21 protein-coding genes are annotated in these 22,591 nt (G+C 46.1%); 14 read left to right on the top strand and 7 right to left on the bottom strand.

From position 1 onward, the window contains the following. The first annotated feature begins 73 nt into the window (after positions 1 to 73). The 3 genes from AC5ZC7_RS01985 (at position 74) to AC5ZC7_RS01975 (ending at position 4,074) form a co-directional block, all read left to right on the top strand. Positions 74 to 1,384 carry an ABC transporter substrate-binding protein gene (locus AC5ZC7_RS01985; RefSeq protein ID WP_496159839.1) on the top strand — a complete coding sequence of 437 codons (1,311 nt, stop codon included), beginning with the start codon at positions 74 to 76 and terminating at the stop codon, positions 1,382 to 1,384. A 74-nt stretch (positions 1,385 to 1,458) separates the two neighbouring features. Further along, complete coding sequence (locus AC5ZC7_RS01980; RefSeq protein WP_496159840.1) at positions 1,459 to 2,466, top strand: ligase-associated DNA damage response exonuclease; 1,008 nt, start codon at positions 1,459 to 1,461, stop codon at positions 2,464 to 2,466. 3 nt (positions 2,467 to 2,469) lie between these two features. After that, positions 2,470 to 4,074, top strand: a complete 1,605-nt coding sequence (locus AC5ZC7_RS01975) for an ATP-dependent DNA ligase (protein ID WP_496159841.1) — start codon at positions 2,470 to 2,472, stop codon at positions 4,072 to 4,074. Here the strand turns inward: AC5ZC7_RS01975 and AC5ZC7_RS01970 are convergent. Next, entirely contained in the window at positions 4,048 to 5,394 is a 1,347-nt protein-coding gene (locus AC5ZC7_RS01970) for an MFS transporter (RefSeq protein WP_496159842.1), read from the bottom strand. The genes AC5ZC7_RS01975 and AC5ZC7_RS01970 overlap by 27 nt on opposite strands. Positions 5,395 to 5,538: 144 nt before the next feature. Between AC5ZC7_RS01970 and AC5ZC7_RS01965 the strand changes: the two genes are divergently transcribed. From AC5ZC7_RS01965 to AC5ZC7_RS01955, 3 genes are all read left to right on the top strand, one after another. Further along, positions 5,539 to 6,033 (top strand): Lrp/AsnC ligand binding domain-containing protein, encoded by a 495-nt coding sequence (locus tag AC5ZC7_RS01965; RefSeq protein WP_496159843.1) that lies wholly within the window; start codon positions 5,539 to 5,541, stop codon positions 6,031 to 6,033. A 27-nt stretch (positions 6,034 to 6,060) separates the two neighbouring features. Beyond that, complete coding sequence (locus AC5ZC7_RS01960; RefSeq protein ID WP_496159844.1) at positions 6,061 to 6,666, top strand: hypothetical protein; 606 nt, start codon at positions 6,061 to 6,063, stop codon at positions 6,664 to 6,666. Positions 6,667 to 6,861: 195 nt separating this feature from the next. Continuing rightward, positions 6,862 to 7,608 (top strand): hypothetical protein, encoded by a 747-nt coding sequence (locus tag AC5ZC7_RS01955; RefSeq protein ID WP_496159845.1) that lies wholly within the window; start codon positions 6,862 to 6,864, stop codon positions 7,606 to 7,608. A 21-nt stretch (positions 7,609 to 7,629) separates the two neighbouring features. Here the strand turns inward: AC5ZC7_RS01955 and AC5ZC7_RS01950 are convergent, their stop codons facing one another. Further along, on the bottom strand, positions 7,630 to 8,214 hold the full coding sequence (locus AC5ZC7_RS01950; RefSeq protein WP_496159846.1) for a hypothetical protein: 585 nt from the start codon (positions 8,212 to 8,214) through the stop codon (positions 7,630 to 7,632). Between the two features lie 197 nt (positions 8,215 to 8,411). On the opposite strand from AC5ZC7_RS01950, the gene AC5ZC7_RS01945 reads away from it, so the two are divergent. The 4 genes from AC5ZC7_RS01945 to AC5ZC7_RS01930 all read left to right on the top strand — a co-directional run bounded on the left by AC5ZC7_RS01945 (position 8,412) and on the right by AC5ZC7_RS01930 (position 11,453). After that, positions 8,412 to 8,981, top strand: a complete 570-nt coding sequence (locus AC5ZC7_RS01945; RefSeq protein WP_496159847.1) for an outer membrane beta-barrel protein — start codon at positions 8,412 to 8,414, stop codon at positions 8,979 to 8,981. Between the two features lie 91 nt (positions 8,982 to 9,072). Next, positions 9,073 to 9,933 (top strand): helix-turn-helix domain-containing protein, encoded by an 861-nt coding sequence (locus AC5ZC7_RS01940; RefSeq protein ID WP_496159848.1) that lies wholly within the window; start codon positions 9,073 to 9,075, stop codon positions 9,931 to 9,933. 62 nt (positions 9,934 to 9,995) lie between these two features. Next, the gene (locus tag AC5ZC7_RS01935; protein WP_496159849.1) at positions 9,996 to 10,394 is read left to right on the top strand and encodes an ester cyclase; all 399 of its coding nucleotides are present in this window, start codon (positions 9,996 to 9,998) and stop codon (positions 10,392 to 10,394) included. A gap of 27 nt (positions 10,395 to 10,421) precedes the next feature. Next, positions 10,422 to 11,453 (top strand): LD-carboxypeptidase, encoded by a 1,032-nt coding sequence (locus tag AC5ZC7_RS01930; protein ID WP_496159850.1) that lies wholly within the window; start codon positions 10,422 to 10,424, stop codon positions 11,451 to 11,453. Here AC5ZC7_RS01930 and AC5ZC7_RS01925 read toward each other — a convergent pair whose 3' ends face one another. Further along, on the bottom strand, positions 11,454 to 12,779 hold the full coding sequence (locus tag AC5ZC7_RS01925) for a solute carrier family 23 protein (RefSeq protein WP_496159851.1): 1,326 nt from the start codon (positions 12,777 to 12,779) through the stop codon (positions 11,454 to 11,456). 51 nt (positions 12,780 to 12,830) lie between these two features. Here AC5ZC7_RS01925 and AC5ZC7_RS01920 point away from each other — a divergent pair, with 51 nt between their 5' ends. Genes AC5ZC7_RS01920 through AC5ZC7_RS01910 form a run of 3 tightly spaced genes read left to right on the top strand, consistent with a single transcriptional unit; the run spans position 12,831 to position 16,891 of the window. After that, on the top strand, positions 12,831 to 15,281 hold the full coding sequence (locus AC5ZC7_RS01920; RefSeq protein ID WP_496159852.1) for a ligase-associated DNA damage response DEXH box helicase: 2,451 nt from the start codon (positions 12,831 to 12,833) through the stop codon (positions 15,279 to 15,281). Positions 15,282 to 15,322: 41 nt separating this feature from the next. Then, complete coding sequence (gene pdeM / locus AC5ZC7_RS01915) at positions 15,323 to 15,970, top strand: ligase-associated DNA damage response endonuclease PdeM (protein WP_496159853.1); 648 nt, start codon at positions 15,323 to 15,325, stop codon at positions 15,968 to 15,970. An 18-nt stretch (positions 15,971 to 15,988) separates the two neighbouring features. Next, positions 15,989 to 16,891, top strand: coding sequence for a histone deacetylase family protein (locus tag AC5ZC7_RS01910; protein WP_496159854.1), 903 nt, complete (start codon positions 15,989 to 15,991; stop codon positions 16,889 to 16,891). A gap of 21 nt (positions 16,892 to 16,912) precedes the next feature. On the opposite strand, the gene AC5ZC7_RS01905 is transcribed toward AC5ZC7_RS01910, so the two are convergent. Next, a complete protein-coding gene (locus tag AC5ZC7_RS01905; RefSeq protein ID WP_496159855.1) occupies positions 16,913 to 17,563 on the bottom strand; it encodes an ATP-binding cassette domain-containing protein in 651 nt (216 codons plus the stop codon). Positions 17,564 to 17,663: 100 nt separating this feature from the next. Between AC5ZC7_RS01905 and AC5ZC7_RS01900 the strand changes: the two genes are divergently transcribed. Continuing rightward, positions 17,664 to 17,885 (top strand): DUF2795 domain-containing protein, encoded by a 222-nt coding sequence (locus AC5ZC7_RS01900; protein ID WP_012794455.1) that lies wholly within the window; start codon positions 17,664 to 17,666, stop codon positions 17,883 to 17,885. Between the two features lie 293 nt (positions 17,886 to 18,178). Here the strand turns inward: AC5ZC7_RS01900 and AC5ZC7_RS01895 are convergent, their stop codons facing one another. From AC5ZC7_RS01895 to AC5ZC7_RS01885, 3 genes are all read right to left on the bottom strand, one after another. Beyond that, a complete protein-coding gene (locus AC5ZC7_RS01895) occupies positions 18,179 to 18,991 on the bottom strand; it encodes an SDR family oxidoreductase (protein WP_496159856.1) in 813 nt (270 codons plus the stop codon). Positions 18,992 to 19,164: 173 nt separating this feature from the next. Continuing rightward, entirely contained in the window at positions 19,165 to 20,820 is a 1,656-nt protein-coding gene (gene recN, locus AC5ZC7_RS01890) for a DNA repair protein RecN (RefSeq protein ID WP_496159857.1), read from the bottom strand. A gap of 32 nt (positions 20,821 to 20,852) precedes the next feature. Further along, positions 20,853 to 22,337: a tetratricopeptide repeat protein gene (locus AC5ZC7_RS01885; protein ID WP_496159858.1), complete on the bottom strand. Its 1,485-nt coding sequence runs from the start codon at positions 22,335 to 22,337 to the stop codon at positions 20,853 to 20,855. Positions 22,338 to 22,591: the final 254 nt, after the last annotated feature.

The following is a 22,591-nucleotide window of genomic DNA, read 5'->3' as shown; positions in this document are numbered from 1 at the left end:
CTACAATAGCTTTTTGCTTTCTGCTTTATGCTTTCCGCTTCTACGGAATGATTTTTGTAAATTAGCGCCCATTATGAACCATTTGAACAACATAAAGCTCCTCCTATCCGCCCTGGTACTAGTGGTATTGATTAGCTCCTGCTCATCTACCAGGAAAAGCACCAAACGGGTAGATGGACCACCACCATCTTTAAGTAAACCTACCCCGGCCAAAAAACCGGAAGAAAAGAAAACAGAAGTAGCGAAAGCTCCTTTTAATGTGCCTGCTTTCGGGAAAGAAGTAAAGAAAGCGACCTACAATATCGCCTTCTTTGCACCACTCTACCTGGACTCCGCATTTGCCACTTCTTCAGATATTCCCGGCCGCACTATGCCTAAATATGTACTACCCGGACTGGAATTTTATGAAGGCGCTCAATTGGCACTGGACTCCCTGCAACAACAGGGATATAACCTTAAAGTAACCGTATACGACAGCAAGGCCAAACAAAGCATCCCTTCGCTGATCCGCAGCAAAGCACTCGATAATACCGACCTCATTATTGGTGCTGTCAGCAACCCGGAACTGAAAGAACTCAGCGATTTCGCAAAAGAAAAAGAGATTAACCTCGTATCCGGTACCTTCCCGAATGATGCCGGTATCAACGACAATCCCTTTTTATATATTTCCAACAGCACCCTGAAAACACATTGTGAAGCACTCCAGAATTATGTTCAGGACGCATTCGCTAATAAAAATATTGTGCTGTTCCGTCGGAACACCACCTTTGAAAGCAGGCTGGCAGCAGATTTCAAAGCTTCCTATGAGAAAATGGACAATGCCAGGAAAACAAGAATTAAAGAAGTCATCTGGAACGACGGCACCTCCAACGAAGAAATTTCCAAATACCTGCTCACCGACCGTACCAATGTAATCATTGTTACCGCACTGGATGAAGCCGGCGCCAAAAGCCTGCTGCGCAAACTCAGCATTTCTGCCACCACTTATCCGTTGCAGATCTTTGGCATGCCTACCTGGGATGTGATTAAGCTGAAAGAGCCGGAATTTAAAGGTTTACAGGTGTATTACTCCTCTCCCTACTTCAACGATAAAACAGATGCCTACAGCAAATATATCAGTGATTACTTCCGCAGAACTTACAAAGCACGTCCGTCAGACATGGCTTACAAAGGCTTCGATTTGACCTACTACTTCGTAAAACTACTGCATAACAATGGTGTGTATTTCAATGGCATGGTCAGCGAATCACCCAAAGTGATTACCAACTATAACTTCCTGCCAGTATATCTGAAAGAAGGAGAAGGAACACCGGCTTACTTCGAAAATAAAAATATCTACATCATCCAAAAAGGTGACAGCGCAGATATTAAGATGAATAAATAATGCTCCCTGCAAGGGACTGTATATCGTGCCATGGCAGTCGCCATGGCACGATTTTTTTTGCGTATATTCCTGTTATGAATGTGCTGCAATTTACCGACAACGGCATCTACTGTCCTGCAGGCGATTTCTACATAGATCCCTGGAAACCCGTTCCCCGTGCGGTCATCACACATGCGCATGCTGATCATGCCCGTAGTGGAAACCAGTATTATCTCTGCGAAAATACCAGTGTTCCTTTGCTACGGCTCAGGCTGGGTAACGATATCAATGTACAAGGCATCGCATATGGAGAATCCCTGTTTTTCAATGGGGTCAAAGTGTCCCTTCACCCCGCCGGTCATATGATTGGTTCCGCACAAATACGGGTAGAACAAAACGGGGAAGTATGGGTAGTCAGTGGAGATTATAAACTGGAAAATGATGGTTTGTCGGCCCCCTTTGAACCATTGCGCTGTCATACCTTCATTACAGAATCTACCTTTGGCCTGCCCATTTATCGTTGGGCGCCACAGCAACAAATTTTCGATCATATCACCCAATGGATATACACTAATCAACAAGCCGAAAAAGCCAGCGTAATACTGGCTTACAGCCTGGGCAAAGCGCAACGGCTGCTTTATCACCTGAAGGATAAGGTAGATCGTTTTCTCGTACATGGTGCTATTGCCATTCCGCATGAATTATTGTTACAGGAAGGATGGCCGCTGCCACCGGTAGAAAGAATTACGCCAGACACGCCTAAAGCGGCCTTTAAAAATGCAGTGATAATTGCACCGCCTTCGGCAGAAGATCATGTGTGGATGCGCCGTTTCCAGCCATATGCACTAGGCGTATGCAGCGGGTGGATGCAGGTACGTGGTCATATGCGCCGCCGCAATGCGGATGCCGGTTTTGCCCTCTCCGATCATGCCGACTGGCCCGGCCTGCTCGAAGCCGTAGCTGCCACCAACGCAGAACAGGTATTTGTAACGCATGGCTTCAGTAGCGTATTTGCCCGGTATCTGACTGAAAAAGGAATAGCCGCCAGAGAAGTGAGTACCTCTTATGGAGATGAGGAACTGATTATTACACCTGAAATATAAACTGTGCAACAATTTGCTCAACTGGTACAAGTATTAAGCAACAGCACCAAAACCAACGAAAAGCTGGAGGCGCTAAGTCATTACTTTGCCACTGCACCGGATAAAGATAAAAGCTGGGTATTGGCCCTGTTCTCGGGTCGCCGCCCTAAAAGAACGGTGAATAGCACCCAGCTGAAAACATGGTGTATACAGGCTACCGGCATTTCCGGCTGGTTGTTTGAAGAGTGCTATCATACCGTAGGAGACCTCGCAGAAACCATTGCATTATTACTACCGCCGCCTGCCACACCCAGGGTTGCGCCACTACATTACTGGTTGGAACAGCTGCAACAACTGGAGAAAGCAACAGAAATTACCAAACAAACTTTTATTCTCGATGCCTGGAATGCACTGGACAGCGGTGAACGATTCGTGTTTAATAAATTAATTACCGGCGGATTCCGGATAGGCGTATCTCAAAAAATGATGGTCAATGCACTTGCTCAAACCTACCACATAGAAGCGGCGATCCTTTCCCATATGATCAGCGGCAACTGGGATCCGCGTGAAGTGACCATAGAAACATTATTACACTTACATACCACCGGCGCAGATGCTTCGCGTCCTTACCCGTTTTACCTGGCTTATGCGCTGGAAGGATTACCGGAATCATTGGGCCCGGAAAAAGACTGGCAGGCAGAATGGAAATGGGATGGCATACGCGGACAAATTATTAAACGTGAAGACCAATTGTTTGTATGGTCAAGAGGAGAAGAATTAATCACCGAAAAATTCCCCGAATTTACCCCACTATTAACCACGCTTCCGGATGGGACGGTGTTGGATGGCGAAATCGTCACATTCGCCAATGGCATGCCTTTATCTTTTCAAACCCTGCAAACCAGGATTGGCAGGAAAAACGTTACCCGCAAACAGTTGCAGGAGGCGCCAGTTATTTTTTTATCGTATGATTTACTGGAATGGGAAGGCAGCGATATCCGGGAAAAACCGCTGGCAGAACGTCGTGCATTGCTGGAACAACTTGTACAACAAATTAACCTGCTGCCGCTACAGCTATCTCCGGAAATTATTTTCGACTCCTGGGAACAACTCACTGTATTACGTCAGCAATCACGTGGCAAAGGAAGTGAAGGGCTGATGCTCAAAAACAAACGCGCCACTTACCAGGTGGGCCGCAAACGTGGGGATTGGTGGAAATGGAAAATCGATCCGTTTACCATTGATGCGGTCATGATTTATGCACAAAAAGGTCATGGCCGTCGCTCTAACTTATATACTGATTACACCTTTGCTGTACGGGATGGCGATCAGCTGGTACCTTTTATCAAAGCCTACTCCGGCCTTACAGACAAAGAAATTACAGAAGTAGATAACTGGGTGAAACGACACTCGCTGGAAAAATTCGGGCCGGTGAGAACTGTACAACCTGAATTAGTATTTGAAATTGCATTTGAAGGTATTGCAGCTTCCAACAGGCACAAATCCGGTGTGGCTTTGCGCTTTCCCCGTATTAACCGTTGGCGGAAAGATAAACCACCTACCGAAATAAATACCCTCGATGACCTGAAAACTTTACTACAGCTAAACAGCAGTCAACCCAACCCCTGATTTACTACGCCGGTAAAACAACACCAGTTGACCGATGGCGCCTAATGCCAACAATACCAGTACGCTTAATCCGGCCCCATAAGCACTCCATCCGCTCCTATCTGCCAGTTGCATAATCAATCCCACCATTGATAATCCCAGACCTCCGCCAAAAGAACCCGCCGTACCATTGATGCCGGAAGCCAATCCCTGCTGTTGCTCAGGAACAGCCTGCACCGCCAGGATGGTAACACAGGGAAATGTAATCGCCATTCCAAAGGAATTAATACAGGCCACAGCACATAAAATGAACACCAACGGCTGACCCGTAAAATAACTCACTATAAAAAACAATACCCCACTTAACATGCACACATTTCCAATGATACCTGTTCTCACAACACCCCATTTCTCAAACAATCGCGGTAAAACAAATTTGGAGACAATACCAGACAGGATACTAAAAGGGAACAGCAATAAACCCGCCTGAGAAGAAGTAAAATGAAGATCATGTTGCAGGTACAAAGTTAACATGAAGATATAACTCAGAAACATGCTGCCCAACAGTACTGCTCCTACGTTTCCCGTGATAACCCCAGGTAAATTGAACAGGCGGAAATCAACTAACGGCGACGCATGTACGCGCTCTCGCCGGATAAAAATGAGGCCGGCAATAACAAACAATAACAGCCACAACAACCAGGAGACATAATGCTGACTAATATTTCCGAGGTCGTGTATCAGCCATGCTGCCAGCATCATGAGCATTGTTATGAGCAGGGCACTCCAGGCATTATTAGTAGCACGTACCGTACGTTTTTCATCTGCCGGAATAAATAATACGGCCAACAGGATAGCAACACTTATTACAGGTACATTGATGAAAAACACCCATTGCCACCCAAGGTAATTACTGATTAATCCGCCAATAGCCAGCCCGGTAGCGAAGCCTATTCCTGCCATGGCACCAAAGATGCCTAAAGCCCGGTTCCTGTCGGCAGCTTCCGTAAAAGTATTGGTAATAATAGCCACTGCTGCAGGAATAGCCAGTGCTACACCAATTCCCTGTAAGGCTCTGCATACCAGCAGCCATGCAAAAGAAAGTGAAAAACCGGCTGCCAGCGAAGCCAGCACAAAAGCAATAGCACCAATAATAAATATTTTCTTTCTGCCTTGTGTATCAGCCAACCGTCCGCCCAGCAATACCAGGCCGGCATAAAAAAGTACGTAGACCGTTTGTACCCACTGAATGCCATCTGCGCCGAAATTAAAAAATGATTCCATTTGCGGTATAGCCATGTTGAGCACAGATACATCCAATGCCTCAAAAAAAATAGCCATGCAGGCTACGGTTAAAATTATTCGTTGCTTTTTCACGGCACAAACCTATTAAATCATTGCAACAATCATTTATTTTATAAAATTTTAGTACAAACCACTATTTTTGACGTTTAAAATAGTGTTTTATTCCAAACATATCCTTCCATGATCCAGAAAAAAGAACATCATACGGACACGCCGCTTCATCTCGACGAAAAAGATATGGGCATCCTCAAATTATTGCAACAGGATGCTAAAATGACGATCCGTGATATTGCCAGTCAACTAAACCTGAGCACAACCCCGGTGTATGAGCGTATCCGAAAAATGGAACAGGCAGGCGTGATTAAACAATATGCGGCCATTGTAGACCCCAGGAAAATAAATAAAAGCCTGACCGTGTTGTGCTATATTACCCTGAAAGAACACAATAAGAAATATGGGAAGAAGTTTATCCAGGAAATCCTGCACTTCACAGAAGTAACAGAATGCCTCAATATATCAGGAGAATTTGACTTCATGATAAAAGTACAGGTGAAGGACATGGACGAATACCGTGAATTTTATGTAAATAAATTAGGCGAGTTGGATAATCTAAGCCATACACAAAGTATATTTGTGATATCTGTTATTAAAGCCACACACCAGGTAGTTTTTTAAAATTATTCCAAAATACGATCAATACCTATGTTCCGTCTTTACACACTCGTGTGTGCAGGTTGCCTACTTTTTCTTTCCAAACGTGCCAGCGCTCAATCCCCACTATTCTCGCATGCTATTGGGGGTGGGCTGTTTGCCGGTACCAGTTACCTGGGGGGCGGCCTGGTTTATTCTCCCCGTTTCAACTTTTTACGCTTCTCCGATCGCTCCGTTTTATCACTTGGCACCCATATAGGTGTGGGTACCACTATCAACGATAACTACAACAGCAATACCGGTGGAAATTCCACCAGTATATTTATGGCGAATATGCCGGTATTGGTTACCTGGAATTTTGGTAATGCGGCCACACGCCATGCCTATACGAAATGGGGATTCTTTGCGGGCGCCGGCTACGGATTTCATAATGCTACCCGCGGCGTAGAATTTATTGACGATGAAGAAGTTACTACCAACCAGATACATATATCCGGCGTAGTTATCTCTGCCGGTATCAACCTCCCCGTGGCAAATAGGTCCTTCGGTATCCGTGTGGCACATCTGTTCAACAGCAACCGATATAATCCGGATATTGCAGGCATAACTACTATCGGCATTGATTATAACATTGGTGCAAAAATCAGGAAGCCCTGATTACCAGGCAGATGAGATCAGGATAACTTTCCCGCTTCAAAAACGCTCCCTCAACTGGATAATTACCCCATAAAATCATCACGCCCCCGTAAGAATCAGGCCCCTGACTACCTGACGGAACCCCGGAACATAAAATTAATATATGCCTCACCGTTAGACGGGTAACTTTATAACACGACCATTCGTTTTATACACATGAAATACTTATCCCTGCACCTGTTTGTACTATTAAACATCCTAAGCCTGACAACATCCGGCCAGCAACATGCCTTTCAACTGGCTACAGGCATTGGCGGTATAGGCGGAGAACATCATGATGCGTTGTTGTTCAATTTTGAACCCCGTGTAAACCTGCACCAATTCTCGGATAAATCCAGTATTAGCATCGGTTCCAGCCTTGGTTTCGGCCTTAGCTTCCCTGACCATCGCTCAGGAGTCTATCTTTTCAAAAAGCATTACCCTACAATAGGCGGCATGCTCAATTTTCCCCTTACCCTTAACTATACCTTTGGAAATGGCGCTACGCCACGTGCCTATAGCTTATTTGGCGGCTCCGCGGGTATAGGCTACGCCCTGCATAAAGCCGACAGATATGTAGATGCCGCACCTGGCATTGACAGCAATTCCGTATTAGCACATGGATTGATATGTGACGCTAAATTCAACTTCCCTATTGGCAATTCCTGCTGGAGCTTACATGCCTCCTATATGTTCAACTTCAGCCAACACAATCCCGATCTACGTTCCATCAATAGCGTTAGCTTACAGTATACCTTTGGCTATCCTGTTTTTAGCCCGGAAACACGACGGACACGACAATCACGGCGACATTATGAACACGACCGGGCTTATTATAAAGAAATAGACCGTCAGAAAAAAACAGAGATGAAAATGAAAATCAAAAAGAAACGAACACGATCCGAAGAAAAAGAAGCCACGTGATGAACATCATCTCCCGAAAAATTATTTCACTACCGGCTCCATCAAATCAAATCCTGCATGAAAATCGAGATAGCCTGCCGCTGACTCTCCGGGATCAAATACTACTACCATTGAGCAAACTGGTTTTTTACTTCGTGGGTTAGTTGTTTCAAAAGCAATCCCCTCGCGGGTATCTTCATATACGGCAATGCGCCTGGCTTTATTGGCCGATTCATATGTTTGCGTGAGCTTTATATTGGGATAAGTTTTTTTAATAGCGGCAATCGTACTCCCTGCACCAAGTCCCCTGGCGGTTTTAAAACGCGGCGAATTTACACGGATCTGTTTTACATACTGTGTATCCTGTGTACGCATTGCTGTGAATACGGCCAGCATATGCGATGAATCAATACTATTATCTTTCTTCCGGCTATACCAGATCCGCCATGCTTTCATCATGGCGGCATCTCCCCCATCTGGCTTGCCTAATACCGCCAGGTGCTCCGCTGGCACCTCCAGCTTTATTTGTCCGATAGATTTACCGGGAACAATCAGCCACGCCTCTTTTTGCGCATAGCCAACAGTAGTGAGTAACATCATCAGTATTCCTGTTATCAGGTAACGCATATAAAAATGATTTAAGTAAACGGCGACAAAAATGCTGCCACTATAACAAGATAAATTTATTATATATAAAAGTTAAAAAGATGCGAAAAAAGCGATGTAAGGATTTCCTTAACATTTGCACCTATAATTTTACGTTCGTAAGGCCTTATAAGAATACCTATTAAACTGTAAAATCACTTTTTCTACAAAACTCAAATATGAAGAAAATTCTATTACTGCTGATACCCTTTATCGCAGCAGTGCTGGCTACTCATGCCCAAACTGTTAACTATGGTATCAAAGGTGGGCTTAATCTTTCTAATAACACCAATAATTTCAGCCATTACTTCCCTTCATTCTATACTGGCGGATTTGCCGCATTTAAATTGAACAAACACTGGGAAATTCAACCCGAAATTTTGTTTTCAAGAGCGGGGGCAACGTATGAATATAGCGATGGTAATAAGCTCAAGGACAGAAAGAACTATATCAATATCCCATTAATGGCAAAGTATTACATCATACCTAATCTGTATGTTGAAGCGGGGCCGCAATTAGATGTATTACTTAGTTCAAAAATGGAATCGCCAACAGGCAAGATAGATACAAGAGACAGTTACAGGCGACTGAGCCTGTCTGCCGGTGCGGGCATCGGCTACAAATTACCGTATGGCCTGGGCGTTTCCGCCAGATATATGTTTGGCGTAAGCAAAATGTCCCAATCAGGCAGTCTGTATACTAGTAATGCACAAATCGGATTTAATTATACCATCCCACGAAAAAAATAAGCCGGCCGGTCATCCATTGATTGTCAAGTCCCTCCGGTAGTGCCTATCGGAGGGATTTTTTATACTACCAGAATGCTTTAATTTTGGTAACATGTTACTCAAATTTCCAGCAGACCAGGACGGGCAGCAAATACTCAAAGCCAACAACATCCATTTTGCGATGCTGAAACAACGCAACTTGGCCAATAAACGCACTATTTTCCTGAATGAAAATGTGATGATATTTGTATTGTCAGGTCATAAACTGCTGCACTTCGAAGACAATACCACGGTGAAAGTAGAAGCAGGCTCTCTGCTCCTGATGAAACGCGGTTTTTATGTGATGTCTGATGTTATGGGAAGTGGTATTCATTTCGAAAGCCTCCTTATTTATTTTTCTGACGAACAACTGCGCAGGTTCCTGCACAAATTCAATTATACCACACCCGTAAAAACCACTGGCAGCTCACATCTCACCATACCTTTAAATCCTTTACTGGAAGCCTTCCGGGAACATTACCTGGCTTATTTTACACAAACACCCGGTACATTGGCAGCCATACTGTCAGTAAAACTATATGAATTATTCCTGCTCCTGCTGGCCACGCCACAGCACGCAGCCATACTGGGCTTCCTGCAGCAAATTGTATACGCTCAGCCATCCGATATTTCGTTTGTGGTAAAACAACATTTATTCCAGCCACTCACTTTACCGGAACTGGCCAGGTTATCCGGCCGTAGCCTTGCTTCCTTTAAACGCGACTTCCAACAACAATATCATACCGCACCCAAACGATGGATCAATGAACAACGACTATCGTACGCACAAACACTCCTGCAAACTACCCCCAAACAGGTAGCGGAAATAGCCACAGAATGCGGATTCGAGAGCCCCTCGCACTTTATTCGCATCTTCAAACAAACTTATGGTACTACCCCGAATGAAAATAGAGCCAAAAAGGCGATCATCTGAGCCATTCCCGTTATCAGCCATCCCGGTATGCCCTGTAATTTTGTGGCATAAAAATGAACAACATGCAAACATTACAGGAAAAGAACAAAGCAGTGGTAAGACGTTTCAATGAAGAATTTATCATCAAAGGCGACCTGCAGGCATTTAGCGAAACCGTATCCCCTGACTTCATTAACCATACCGGACCTGTTGGTAATAACGATGCCAACGCTACCCGGGATTTCATTATCCAATTACTTCGTCCTGCCTTCCGGGATATACAACTGGAAATTTTTGATATGATTGCGGAAGATGATAAAGTAGTTACCCATAAAGCCTTTACAGGCATCTTCAGCGCCCCTTTCCTAAACCATCAGCCCACAGGCAAACCTGCTACCCTCCGCATTATTGATATTGTACAGTTGAAAGACGGGAAATACATCGCCCATTGGTCTGTACGTGATCTGGTTACCCACGGATGATTCATAAAATATGCTTACTTTAAGCCTATGAATCGCAAACATTTCCTGTCTGCAATAGTAACTGCCGGCGCCGGACTACCCGCATTACAAACGCTTGCCGGAATAGGATTACCCGCTGTTTCAGATAAGAAGGAGCCATTGGTGCCTCCTTATCTGAAACCCGGTGATATCATCGGCATTACCTGCCCCGCAGGATATATTAAAAGAGATGAAATACAACCCGCTATCCGCATTATGGAAAGCTGGGGCTTCAATATTCGTATAGGTAAAACCGTAGGCGCACGCGACTATAGCTTTGGCGGCACCGACGCAGAACGACTGGCAGACCTGCAAGCTATGCTCAACGATGACAACATAAAAGCCATCATGTGCGGGCGTGGCGGCTATGGCTCTGCGCGCATCATTGACCAGCTCAACTTCTCCCGGTTTCAACAGCATCCCAAATGGGTAATTGGCTTCAGCGATGTCACCGCACTTCACTGTCATATCAACCGGCATTTTGGAATTGCCACTCTCCACTCTAAAATGTGTAACAGCTTTCCCGATGATTTTCCGAAAGCTGAGCCCATCGTACAAGATACCATCATGTCTATCTACCAGGCGCTTACCGGCAAAAAAATGCAATACAGCACCACCCCGGATAGCAACAACCGGAAAGGGAAAGCCCGCGGTGTGCTCATTGGGGGTAATTTATCTATCATTCAAAGCATGTCTGCCACGGATTCTGAGATAGATACCAATGGTAAGATTTTGTTTTTGGAAGAAGTAGGAGAATATTTGTATAGTCTTGACCGCATGCTTGGCTCCCTGCAGCGTTCTCATAAACTGGATAACCTGGCGGGACTTATCATTGGCGGTTTTAACCGCATTAAACCGGACGATCCCGGCGAAGAATTCGGCAGAACCATATATGATATGGTACAGGAAAAAGTAAAAGATTTCAAATACCCGGTTTGCTTCAACTTCCCGGTAGGACACCAGAAAAACAATTATGCCTACAAATGTGGTATGATGCACACCCTCACCGTTGGAGATGATACAGTAACCCTGAAAGAATAATTATTTCACCAAAAAAGTAATGATAAATAATACTGCCAGCACATACATCACCGGGCTAATGCTTTTATATTGCCCGGTCAATACTTTTAACAACACATACGATAACATCCCAAATACAATCCCTTCAGCGATGCTATAACTATAGGGCATCATAACAATCGCCAGGAAGGCGGGAATGGCTTCTGTGACATCATTGAAATTGATTTTAGTGACCGCGCCCATCATCAGCATCCCTACAATAATCAAAGCCGGTGCTGTAGCCGCCTGCGGGATCATCGCAAAAACAGGTGCAAAAAACAGTGACAATAAAAACATGATGGCTACCGTAAAGGAAGTCAAACCTGTTTTACCACCAGCCGCAATACCACTGGCGCTTTCTACATAAGCAGTTACTACACTGGTACCTAACAAACCCGCGGCGGTAGTACCCACCGCATCTGCCATGAGTGCCTGTTTGGCTCTGGGCAAACGACCGTTTTCATCCAGCAGCCCGGCCTTGTTACATAACCCGATCAGCGTACCTACGGTGTCAAATAAATTCACCATCAGCAACGTAAACAGGATCATCAGCATATCCAGCGAAAATATCTTATTGAATTCCAGCTTAAAAGCTACCGGCGCCAGGGAAGGTGGTAAGCTCACCAGGTGCCCATTTTCCGGGAAATGGGTAATGCCCAGCGGAATGCCCACTACGGTAGCAGCCAGGATACCTATCAGCAAAGCGGCATTGATGTTTTTATACATCAGCACGGCACTCACAATCAACCCGATTAACGCAATCAATGGTCCGATGCTGGTAACATCTCCCATTTTCAGGATCACGCCATCCAGCTTTCCATCCCCCACATGATGCATACCTGTTTCGATAATCCCTGCATTGGCCATACCAATCAAGGCGATCAACAACCCTATGCCTACCGAAATGGCATGTTTCAGATTTTCCGGAATACTGTTAATAATGGCTTCGCGGATGCGGAACATGGAAAGGATAATAAAGATAATGCCCTCCAGGAAAACGGCCGTCAACGCAAATTGCCAGGTATACCCCATAGATGCCACAATGGTATAAGCAAAGAATGCATTCAACCCCATGCCCGGCGCCACACCAATAGGTAGTTTGGCATACAGCGCCATCACAAGCGTACCAATGGCCGCCGCCAGCGCGGTAGCGGTAATCAGGGCATGAAAGTCCATTCCCGTACGGGAAAGAATACTGGGATTCACCGCCAGTATATACGCCATCGTGGAAAAGGTAGTTAACCCTGCCAGTAACTCTTTCTTAACAGTTGTGTTGTGTTCGGAGAGCCGGAAAAATTTTGCGAGCATGCTGCAAAAATAAGCGTTTCGTGATTTATCATTTTATGCTAATTTCAAGGCATGCAACAACGTTCGGGTGGATGGAAGGTGATTAATAAATGGTTAGGCGATAAAGACCTCAAACCCTTTAAGTTCCAGGAAGATGCCTGGAAGGCTTATCTACAGGGCAAGTCAGGTATTGTGAATGCTCCTACCGGCTTCGGAAAAACTTTTTCCCTGTTTCTTGGCGCCGTCATTGCCTGGATAGATGCCCATCCTAAAGACTATACCCATAAAACAAAAAATGGTTTACAACTGCTGTGGGTAACGCCACTCCGTGCCCTGGCCAAAGACCTGGGCAGGGCCATGGAAAGTGCCCTGCAGGAACTGAATATACCCTGGGAAGTAGGCATCCGCAGCGGGGATACTTCTGTGGCGCTTCGTGCGGCACAGAAAAAACAGATGCCCGAAGTTCTCATCATTACCCCGGAAAGCTTACACCTCCTGCTGGGACAAAAAGAATATCCCAAAGTATTTGCCCGCCTGCATACCGTAGTGGTAGATGAGTGGCATGAGTTGATGGGCAGCAAACGCGGTGTCATGGTGGAACTGGCACTAAGTCGCCTGAAAGGGCTGCGCCGCGAAGCACTCCGGTTATGGGGCATATCTGCTACTATCGGTAACCTGGAAGAAGCGCTGGAAGTACTGCTGGGGCCTTATCACAACGATGGTATCATCATCAGGGCTACCCTGAAAAAGAAGATTGCCCTCAAAAGTGTGATCCCGGAGGAAATGGAAAACTATCCGTGGGCAGGACATCTTGGGCTGAAGATGTTGCCACAGGCCTTGCCCATCATACACGATAGTCAAACAACCCTGATATTTACCAATACCCGTTCCCAATCGGAACGATGGTATCAAACCCTGCTGGTAGCAGATCCTATGCTGGCAGGTGCATTGGCGTTACACCATGGTTCTATCGACATGGAATTGCGTATTTGGGTAGAAGAAGCTTTGCATAATGGCATCCTTAAAGCCGTGGTATGCACGGCCAGCCTGGATTTGGGCGTGGATTTCCGGCCGGTCGACAGCGTAATCCAGGTAGGCAGCCCCAAAGGAGTAGCACGGTTCCTTCAAAGGGCCGGTCGTAGCGGGCATCAGCCGGGAGCAGTGAGCAAAATATTTTTCCTTCCCACCCATGCGCTGGAGCTGGTAGAAGCTGCCGCGCTGAAAGCAGCGATGGAAGAAGACCTGATTGAAAGCAAAATGCCGGTGGTACTGGCATACGACGTGCTGTTGCAATACCTGATGACACTGGCCGTTTCAGATGGCTTTTATGCCAGTGAAATATGGGAGGAAATACGGAAAACGTTCTGTTATCAACATATCACAGAAGAAGACTGGCAATGGCTGCTGGCCTTCGTTACCACTGGCGGCGATGCGCTGGCCAGCTACGACGAATTCAAAAAAATTGAACGCACCGGTGACTTCTATATCTGCCGCAGCCGCATGATGGCCATGCGCCACCGTTTACACATAGGCACTATTGTGAGCGATGCCATGCTGAAAGTAAAGTTCATGAGTGGTGGCTACGTAGGCGTGATTGAAGAAGGATTTATTTCCCGGTTGCAGGTAGGTGATTCTTTTACGCTGGCAGGCCGCAACCTGGAATATGTGCTGATAAAGGACATGACAGTATTGGTTCGTAAATCGAATTCCAAAAAATCAATCGTACCCAGCTACCAGGGCGGACGTATTCCGTTGTCGTCAAACCTTGGCCGCAAGTTGCGGGAGAAATTCAATGAGGCGCTTTCCCGCAACACTAAAGATCCGGAGCTGATAGCCCTGCAACCATTGTTCAACCTGCAGGAAGAATTATCACACATCCCCCAGGCCAACGAACTACTGATAGAGCAAATACAAACCGAAGATGGCTACCACCTGTTTGTATATCCCTTTGAAGGCCGGCTCGTACACGAAGTAATGGCAGCGCTGCTGGCTTACCGTATCAGCCGTATCCGGCCAATCACCTTCTCTATTGCGATGAATGATTATGGCTTTGAATTGCTTTCTGATCAACCGATTCCACTCACTGCCGACAATGCCAAACAGCTCTTTTCTACGGATAATCTGCTCACAGAGCTGCAAACCAGCGTGAATGCCACCGAAATGGCCAGGCGTAAATTCCGCGACATCGCCGTGATTGCCGGTCTCATCTTCCAGGGCTATCCGGGGAAACATAAGGCCAACCGGCACCTGCAATCATCGGCATCCTTGTTGTTCAACGTGTTCGGCGACTACGACCCTCAAAATCTTTTGCTCAGGCAAGCTTTTAACGAAGCCTTCTTTTACCAGATGGAAGAAGCCCGTTTACGGGAAACACTGGAACGTATTGCGGTGAGCAAAATCGTCATCACCTTTCCACAGAAACTAACGCCTTTCTGCTTCCCGATTAAAGTCGACAGTTTGCGCGACACCATGACCAGCGAAAAACTGGAAGACCGGATCAAAAAATTGATCACGAACGGCTAAGAATTCAATAATTTGCGGAACATTCAAAAACAGTTGATTCAGTGGTCGGGGAAATATTTCATTTTCAGCAACAGCATTGGCATTTGTTGCCCCAGCGGGCAATATTTTGGGAAGAAGAAAAAGCATTGATCCTGTCAGATCTGCATCTGGGCAAGGCGGCACATTTCCGCAAGGCGGGTATCGCCGTTCCGGCCGGCATTGTACAGGAAGATCTTTTCCGCCTGCAGCAATTGATCACCCAATATCTGCCTACCCGGATCATTATTGTGGGAGATATGTTCCATAGCCATGAAAATAATGAGGTACAGTATTTCAAGGTATGGCGGCAACAGTTTTCACACATCAGTGTAGACCTGGTCAGGGGCAACCATGATATTATGCCGGATGACCTGTACGGTCAATTGCAGATAACAGTGCACGATACCCTTACCCTCCGCAATATTCATTTTATCCATGAGCCTTGTGAAGATAGCAACGGCTACCAGTACACTTTCTCCGGCCATTTGCACCCGGCATTTGTTATGCATGGCGCCGGTAAGCAGCGGCTACGTTTACCCTGCTTCTATTTTGGCCGGCATTGCGGCATTTTACCCGCTTTCGGACACTTTACCGGCTCGGCGAACCTGGACCCCTATACAACGGATGCCGTGTTTGTAATAGCCGGAAAATCGATTATCCGGGCACAGTGACCCAAGCACGTATTTTTTATGAAGATTGCCTATCACGATATTTATACGCACCCGCTGCCGGAAGACCATCGCTTCCCCATGCTCAAATATGAACTGATACCTGCCCAGCTCCTGCGGGAAGGTGTGATCACTCCCGGGCAACTGTTTACGCCGGCGCCTGCCACTGCCGACACTATTCTGCTGACCCATACGCCAGCCTACTGGCAACAGCTCATAGAACAGACACTGTCGCCACGGGAGCAACGGAAAATTGGCTTTCCACAATCACCCGCACTTACCCAACGGGAAATTGTGATTGCCCAGGGTACTATTGATGTAGCGTTGCATGCACTGGAACACGGTATTGGCTTTAATGTGGCCGGTGGTACGCACCACGCCTTTGCGGATCATGGAGAAGGTTTTTGCCTGTTGAATGATTTTGGCATTGCCGCCAACTACCTGCTACAGCAACAACGCATCCGGCAGGCATTGATAATAGATCTCGACGTACACCAGGGCAATGGCACAGCCGCCCTCTTCGCCAATAACGCGCATGTATACACGTTCAGCATGCACGGAGCGCATAACTATCCTTTCCATAAAGAGGTATCTGACTGGGACATTCCCCTCGCCGATGGCATGGATACCGCTACCTACCTGCAGTTGCTGAAAGATGCCTTGCCGGTACTGATTAACAAGGTAAAACCGGATATTGTTTTTTACCTGTCGGGCGTAGATATCCTGGGCACCGACAAATTCGGGAAGTTGAAGGTAACACCGCAGGGCTGCCTGGAGCGGGATGAAATGGTATTCCACGCGCTGAAGCAACATGACATTCCTTGTGCAGTGGCCATGGGAGGTGGTTATTCCACGCATATCCGCGACATTGTAAATGCGCATTGCAATACTTTCCGCGCCGGGATTGGCATTTATGGCTATTAGTCCTTTATAGCCCTGCTTCTGCTAAATAATCTTACCGTCTCTCATGACCAGCTGCCGGTCGCTCATGGGCGCCAGTTCTTCGTTGTGGGTCACGATAATAAAGGTTTGCTGTAATTTATCCCGCAGTTCCAGGAAAAGATGGTGCAGTTCTTTCGCGTTACGGGAGTCAAGATTCCCGGTAGGCTCATCTGCCATCACTACGTCCGGGTCATTGATGAGTGCGCGTGCTACGGCTACCCGTTGCTGTTCTCCACCTGAAAGCTGATTGGGCTTATGTTCAAGCCTGTCTTTAAGTCCCAGGGTTTCCAGCAGGAACAGGGCTTTCTCTTTAACAGCGGCTTTGCGGGTACTGGCAATATAACCGGGTATGCAAACATTTTCCAGGGCAGTGAATTCTGGTAGCAGGTGATGGAACTGAAAAATAAAGCCAATATGACGGTTCCTGAAATCGGCCAGGGCATTCCCCTTTAAACCGGTCAGATTGACATTGTTCAGCCAAACCTCGCCGGTAGTGGGCGTATCCAGCGTTCCAAGGATATGCAGTAAGGTGCTTTTGCCAGCTCCGGAGGAACCTACGATGGTCACAATCTCTCCCTTACTGACAGTAATGTCTACCCCTTTTAAGATGGGTAAATTGGAATAATTTTTGGTAACATTGCGGGCGGTTAGCATAACCCAAAGAAAAGTAATTAACCGATAAAATAGTAAAAGTTGTTTATTTCAAATTAAATAATACTTTTGCGAAAAATTAAAAAGTAAAAATTTTAATAAGATGTACTGGACATTAGAATTAGCTTCATACCTGGAGGACGCTCCATGGCCAGCTACTAAAGACGAACTTATCGACTACGCCATTCGTTCCGGTGCACCGATCGAAGTAATCGAGAACCTTCAGGAATTGGAGGATGAGGGAGAAATTTATGAGGGGATTGAAGATATCTGGTCTGATTATCCGTCGCAAGACGATTTCTTCTTTAATGAAGATGAATACTAGCATTCGGAAGAGCTGAAGGCCGAAAGGATAAAGCAAAAGTGCTAACGCACTTGTAAACAAAGCTATTTAAGCGAATGATTAAAGCGGATTAAATCTGCTTTAATCGTTCGCTTTTGTTTTTTTGTGAGATGAATAAAAAGTTATTCTGGCGAAAGCATATGACAGGTATCCTTTGCAGCAATCTTTCGGCTTTATTCTTAAGAGCCAGGAAGCATCCCGCCATAAAAAAACGAATGATTAAAGCAGATTTCATCCACTTTAATCATTCGCCTAAATAGTTTTATGCTGTAAGCTTATTTCTCCATCTGATCAATAACAGGTTTGGATACTCCGGTGAAGGAGAAGCCACCATCATGGAACAGGTTCTGCATGGTCACCATTTTGGTGAGGTCAGAGAACATGGCCACGGCGTAGTTCGCACACTCATCGGCAGTAGCGTTGCCCAGTGGACTCATGGCATCTGCATAGGTCATGAAACCATCGAAACCTTTCACGCCGCCACCTGCAGTGGTTTTAACGGGAGACTGAGAGATGGTGTTTACACGTACTTTCTTAGCGGTACCATAGTGGTAACCGAAGCTGCGGGCAATTGATTCCAACAGGGCTTTGGCATCCGCCATTTCACCATAGTCAGGGAATACACGCTGCGCTGCGATATAAGACAATGCAATTACAGACGCCCACTCGTTCAATGCATCCAGTTTGTAAGCTGTTTGCAGTACGCGGTGCAGCGACATTGCAGAGATATCAAATGTTTTGTGGTTAAAATCGTAATCCAGATCAGTATAGCTTCTGCCTTTACGGATATTCATACCCATTGCCACTGAGTGGAGAACGAAGTCGATCTTACCACCAAAATGCTCCATGGATTTGTTGAACAGGTTGGTCAGATCATCCATATTGGTTACATCCGCCGGAATTACAGGTGCTTTACAAGTTTCCGCCAGTTTGTTGATCTCACCCATACGCAGGGCAATAGGGGCGTTGGTAAGCACAATTTCAGCGCCTTCTTCCACACAACGCAGTGCAGTTCTCCATGCAATAGACTTTTCGTCCAGTGCGCCGAAGATGATACCTTTCTTCCCTTTTAATAAGTTATGAGCCATTTGGTCAAAATTAATTTCGGCAAAAATAGCAGTTATAGTTGAAAAAAAAAGCTGTTAACTGTGAGCGATACGCTTTTAGCGGGTTTCCCACCAACAAACAGCGCATCACTAACGGCTAACAGCCAAATATATCTTGTCAATCCTCCATTAATAGACGGTTCCTGACAGTGCTACTAGTTCACGGTCAGCATCTCCCTCGCATTTTCCAGGGCAGCCGCCGTTGGCCGCTCTCCACTCAGCATCTGCGCAATCTTATTCACCCGCTCTTCCTCGGACAGCAAGCGGACGCTGGTTGTCACTTTGTCCGCTTTGGCGTCTTTATATACAAAATAATGTGCATCTGCTTTACCGGCTATCTGCGGCTGATGGGTAATACAGATGATCTGGTGGGATTTGGCGAGTCCCTTCAGGATCACGCCTACCTGCCGGGCCGCTTCCCCGGAAATACCAGTATCTATTTCATCGAAGATCAGCGTTGGCAATGCCACTGATTGCGCCACGAGCGACTTAATACAAAGCATCAACCGGCTTAACTCACCACCAGAAGCCACTTTACCTACTGGTGCAAACTGATTGCTCTTATTGGCGTCAAATAAAAACTCGATGGTATCCTGTCCATATGGATTCAGCTCCCCTGCCACGATATCTACTTTCAGGCGGGCATTAGGCATGCCTACCTGTGCCAGTAAGGTATTTACATGTTTTTCGAAGGGGGTGGATTGTTCCTGCCGCTGAGCGGTAATGTCCGCTGCCATTTGCTGCAGGCTTTCTTTCAAACGGGCCTGCTCCTGTTCCAGGTCAGCCAGTTGCTCATCCAGGTTCAGTACACTTTCCACTTTCACTGTCAGCGCGTCTTTGATCGCCAGGAGCTCGTCAGTTGTTTGTACACCATGCTTTTTGAACAGGCGATACCCGAGCGCCATCCGGTCATTTACCACCTCAATACGCTGTCCGTCGTATTGTACCTGGTCGTTGATGCTTTCTACTTCCCCGGCGATGTCCTGCAGTTCCAGGTAGGCAGAGAGCATTCTTTGCGCCACCACCGGCATTTCTTTATGAAAAGCAGCCAATCCCTGCAGGGAGGACTGTATTTGCTTAAGTTGTTGCAAAACAGGCTGCTCATCTTCTTTCAACTGAAAGTAAACCCTGTTGAGGGTATTTTTAATTTCTTCGGCGTGACTCAGCGTTTGCAGCTCTATATCCAGGTCTTCTATTTCATTGGGACCAAAAGCCGCATCGGATAATTCATCCAGCAGGAAACGGTTATAGTCCAGCTCTTTATTGGCGCTATCGCGGCTATCGAATAGTTGCTTGTATTTTTTCTGTACCTGTACATATTGCACAAATACCTGGTGGTATTGTTGCATGATGGCAGGCTTATTCACCAGGGCGTCAATTACTTCCCGCTGGAAGTCGGCGTTGCCTAGTGCCAGGGTATCAAACTGCTGATGCAGGTCTACCAGGTAACTGCTTAATTCAGTCAGCTGGGAGATATTTACCGGTGTATCATTCACAAAGGCCCTTGACTTACCGGTAGCACTCACTTCTCTCCGGATAATCAGCTGGTCTTCCAGGTCCAGTTCATGCTGCTGAAAAAAGGCGGCGACCTGGGATTTCTTTACTTTAAAAAGTCCCTCAATAATGCACTTACCTGTTTTATCGAACAATACGCCCGGATCTGCCCTTTCTCCCAGGATAAGGGAAAGTGCTCCCAGTAATATGGATTTACCTGCACCGGTTTCTCCGGTGATAACATTCAGGTTCCCTGAGAAGTCTACTTCCAGGTGATCGATAATTGCGTAATTCTTGATGGTTAATCGCTGTAACATAAGTAAGGAAATTCCTTTATGATGTTGAAAGCTTAGGTTCCATTCACCCGCTGAATGCCTGCTTTGGCACGCTGGTCAAGGGAATTCTTATAATCATGCCCCTTCATGCTCAAACAACGTTGATAACATTCCAGTGCTTTGGCTTTGTCGTTTCTCTTTTCATAAATGTAACCCATTTGGAGCGAAGCCCTGGCGGCATAATATTCCGGCCGGTTGCTACCCACTTTAATGGTTACATCATACATGGCAATGGCCTGGTCATCTTGTCCGCTTTCATCGTAAATACGTCCCAAACGATAAGCATATTCCAGTTTATCTTCCATAGCCGGGAAGTCGGCAGCGTGCTTCGTCAGCAGCATGCCCAGTGCTTTGGGGAAATATCCGCCATCACTCAGCAACCGCGCCCGTAGCAAGAAGGGATTAGGCCACTTACCGCTTTTAGCTTCTTTCAGGGCTTGTTTATCCGCATCCGTTTCCAATCCGCCTTTCGTAAAAATCATGGCCCGGTATTTATCCGCAGCGGCCTGATTTCCCTGGAGATAGTAATACCAGCTCAGTCGCTGTAAACACTCTTTTACATAAAACTTCCCCTTAAAATCATTTACAAACCGCTCCAGGTAAACATGTGCGTCGGGGTCCAGTCTTGTTAACTTCAACAGCCCCATTACATAGTTATAGTACTCAATGTCTGCGTATTCTGCGGTATCATTCCGCTCCTCCAACACTTTCAGCCCCACGGCTGCTTTTTGGTTATTCAGGGAGAGATTGGCCACCATCAGTGCAAACAGGTAATTATTTTTTGTATCCAGCTGCTTCCGTTGCAAAAACTCCCAGGTATCTTCCGGTTTATTCACAATAAAGAGTGTCAGGTAGCAATAGTAGTAGTAAGATTCCTCCCTGAACATTTTTGCTTCGGGTACATTGCTTTCAATGAACTTGTTCACATTGGCCATCCCATCTTTTATGCTCCCCTTCATTCCCAGGATGTTGGTAATCCACTTATAGCCTTCGGGAATAGTACCAAATACGGTTTGCATGGCTCCCAGCAAAAGGTTATTGGGTACAAAGCCGGGAAAACGTTGCTGGTTTTCTTTCAGCATCATATATGCTTTCCGGATTTCCCAGGTGGCATCCCACTTCTCATCAAACTTTATCTTTATCAGTGCCCACTGGAATTTGATAGCAGCTTGTGTGTACAGATAGTAGGGAGAATCCGGGGATCCTTCCTCCATTTTATTCAGCCGGAAGGAGCGCAAACTCCTTTTCTTCGAATATTCTGCCGCATCTTCATTGAAGAAGAGCGGGAAAAAATCTGCATAGTTATCCAGAAAATAAGGCGCCAGGTTATCCGGATGCTCTTTCTTTTCGGTTTCCAACAAAGCCCGGCCTGTGTTAATGCGCAGCTGCATAATGGCATCATACGCCTGTTCACATCGGGTATTAAAATCAAATACTTTCTGCCTGGCACTCACATTCAACCCTACACTCAATAAAAGCAACAAAAAAATACTACGCATACGGGGAAAAATTCCAAAAATTAAAGCCAAATCTCACATATCATCTTCCAAATCCCAAATAACAGTTCACATTTTTTAAAGTTGCAATGCCCCATCCAATTCCCTGCCATAAAATAACAGCACTACTACGCAAGGTACCTGCGCAACGGCACCGGACACAAAGCTAATATAATTAGTAAAACAAAACTAAATAAATTAGTATATTTTTTACGGACATGCCTACACGAAAAAAGGGCATCCGGAGATGCCCTTTT

This window comes from Chitinophaga sp. 9-1-y, assembly GCF_059511905.2.
This window is presented reverse-complemented; position numbering and strand designations above follow the sequence as displayed.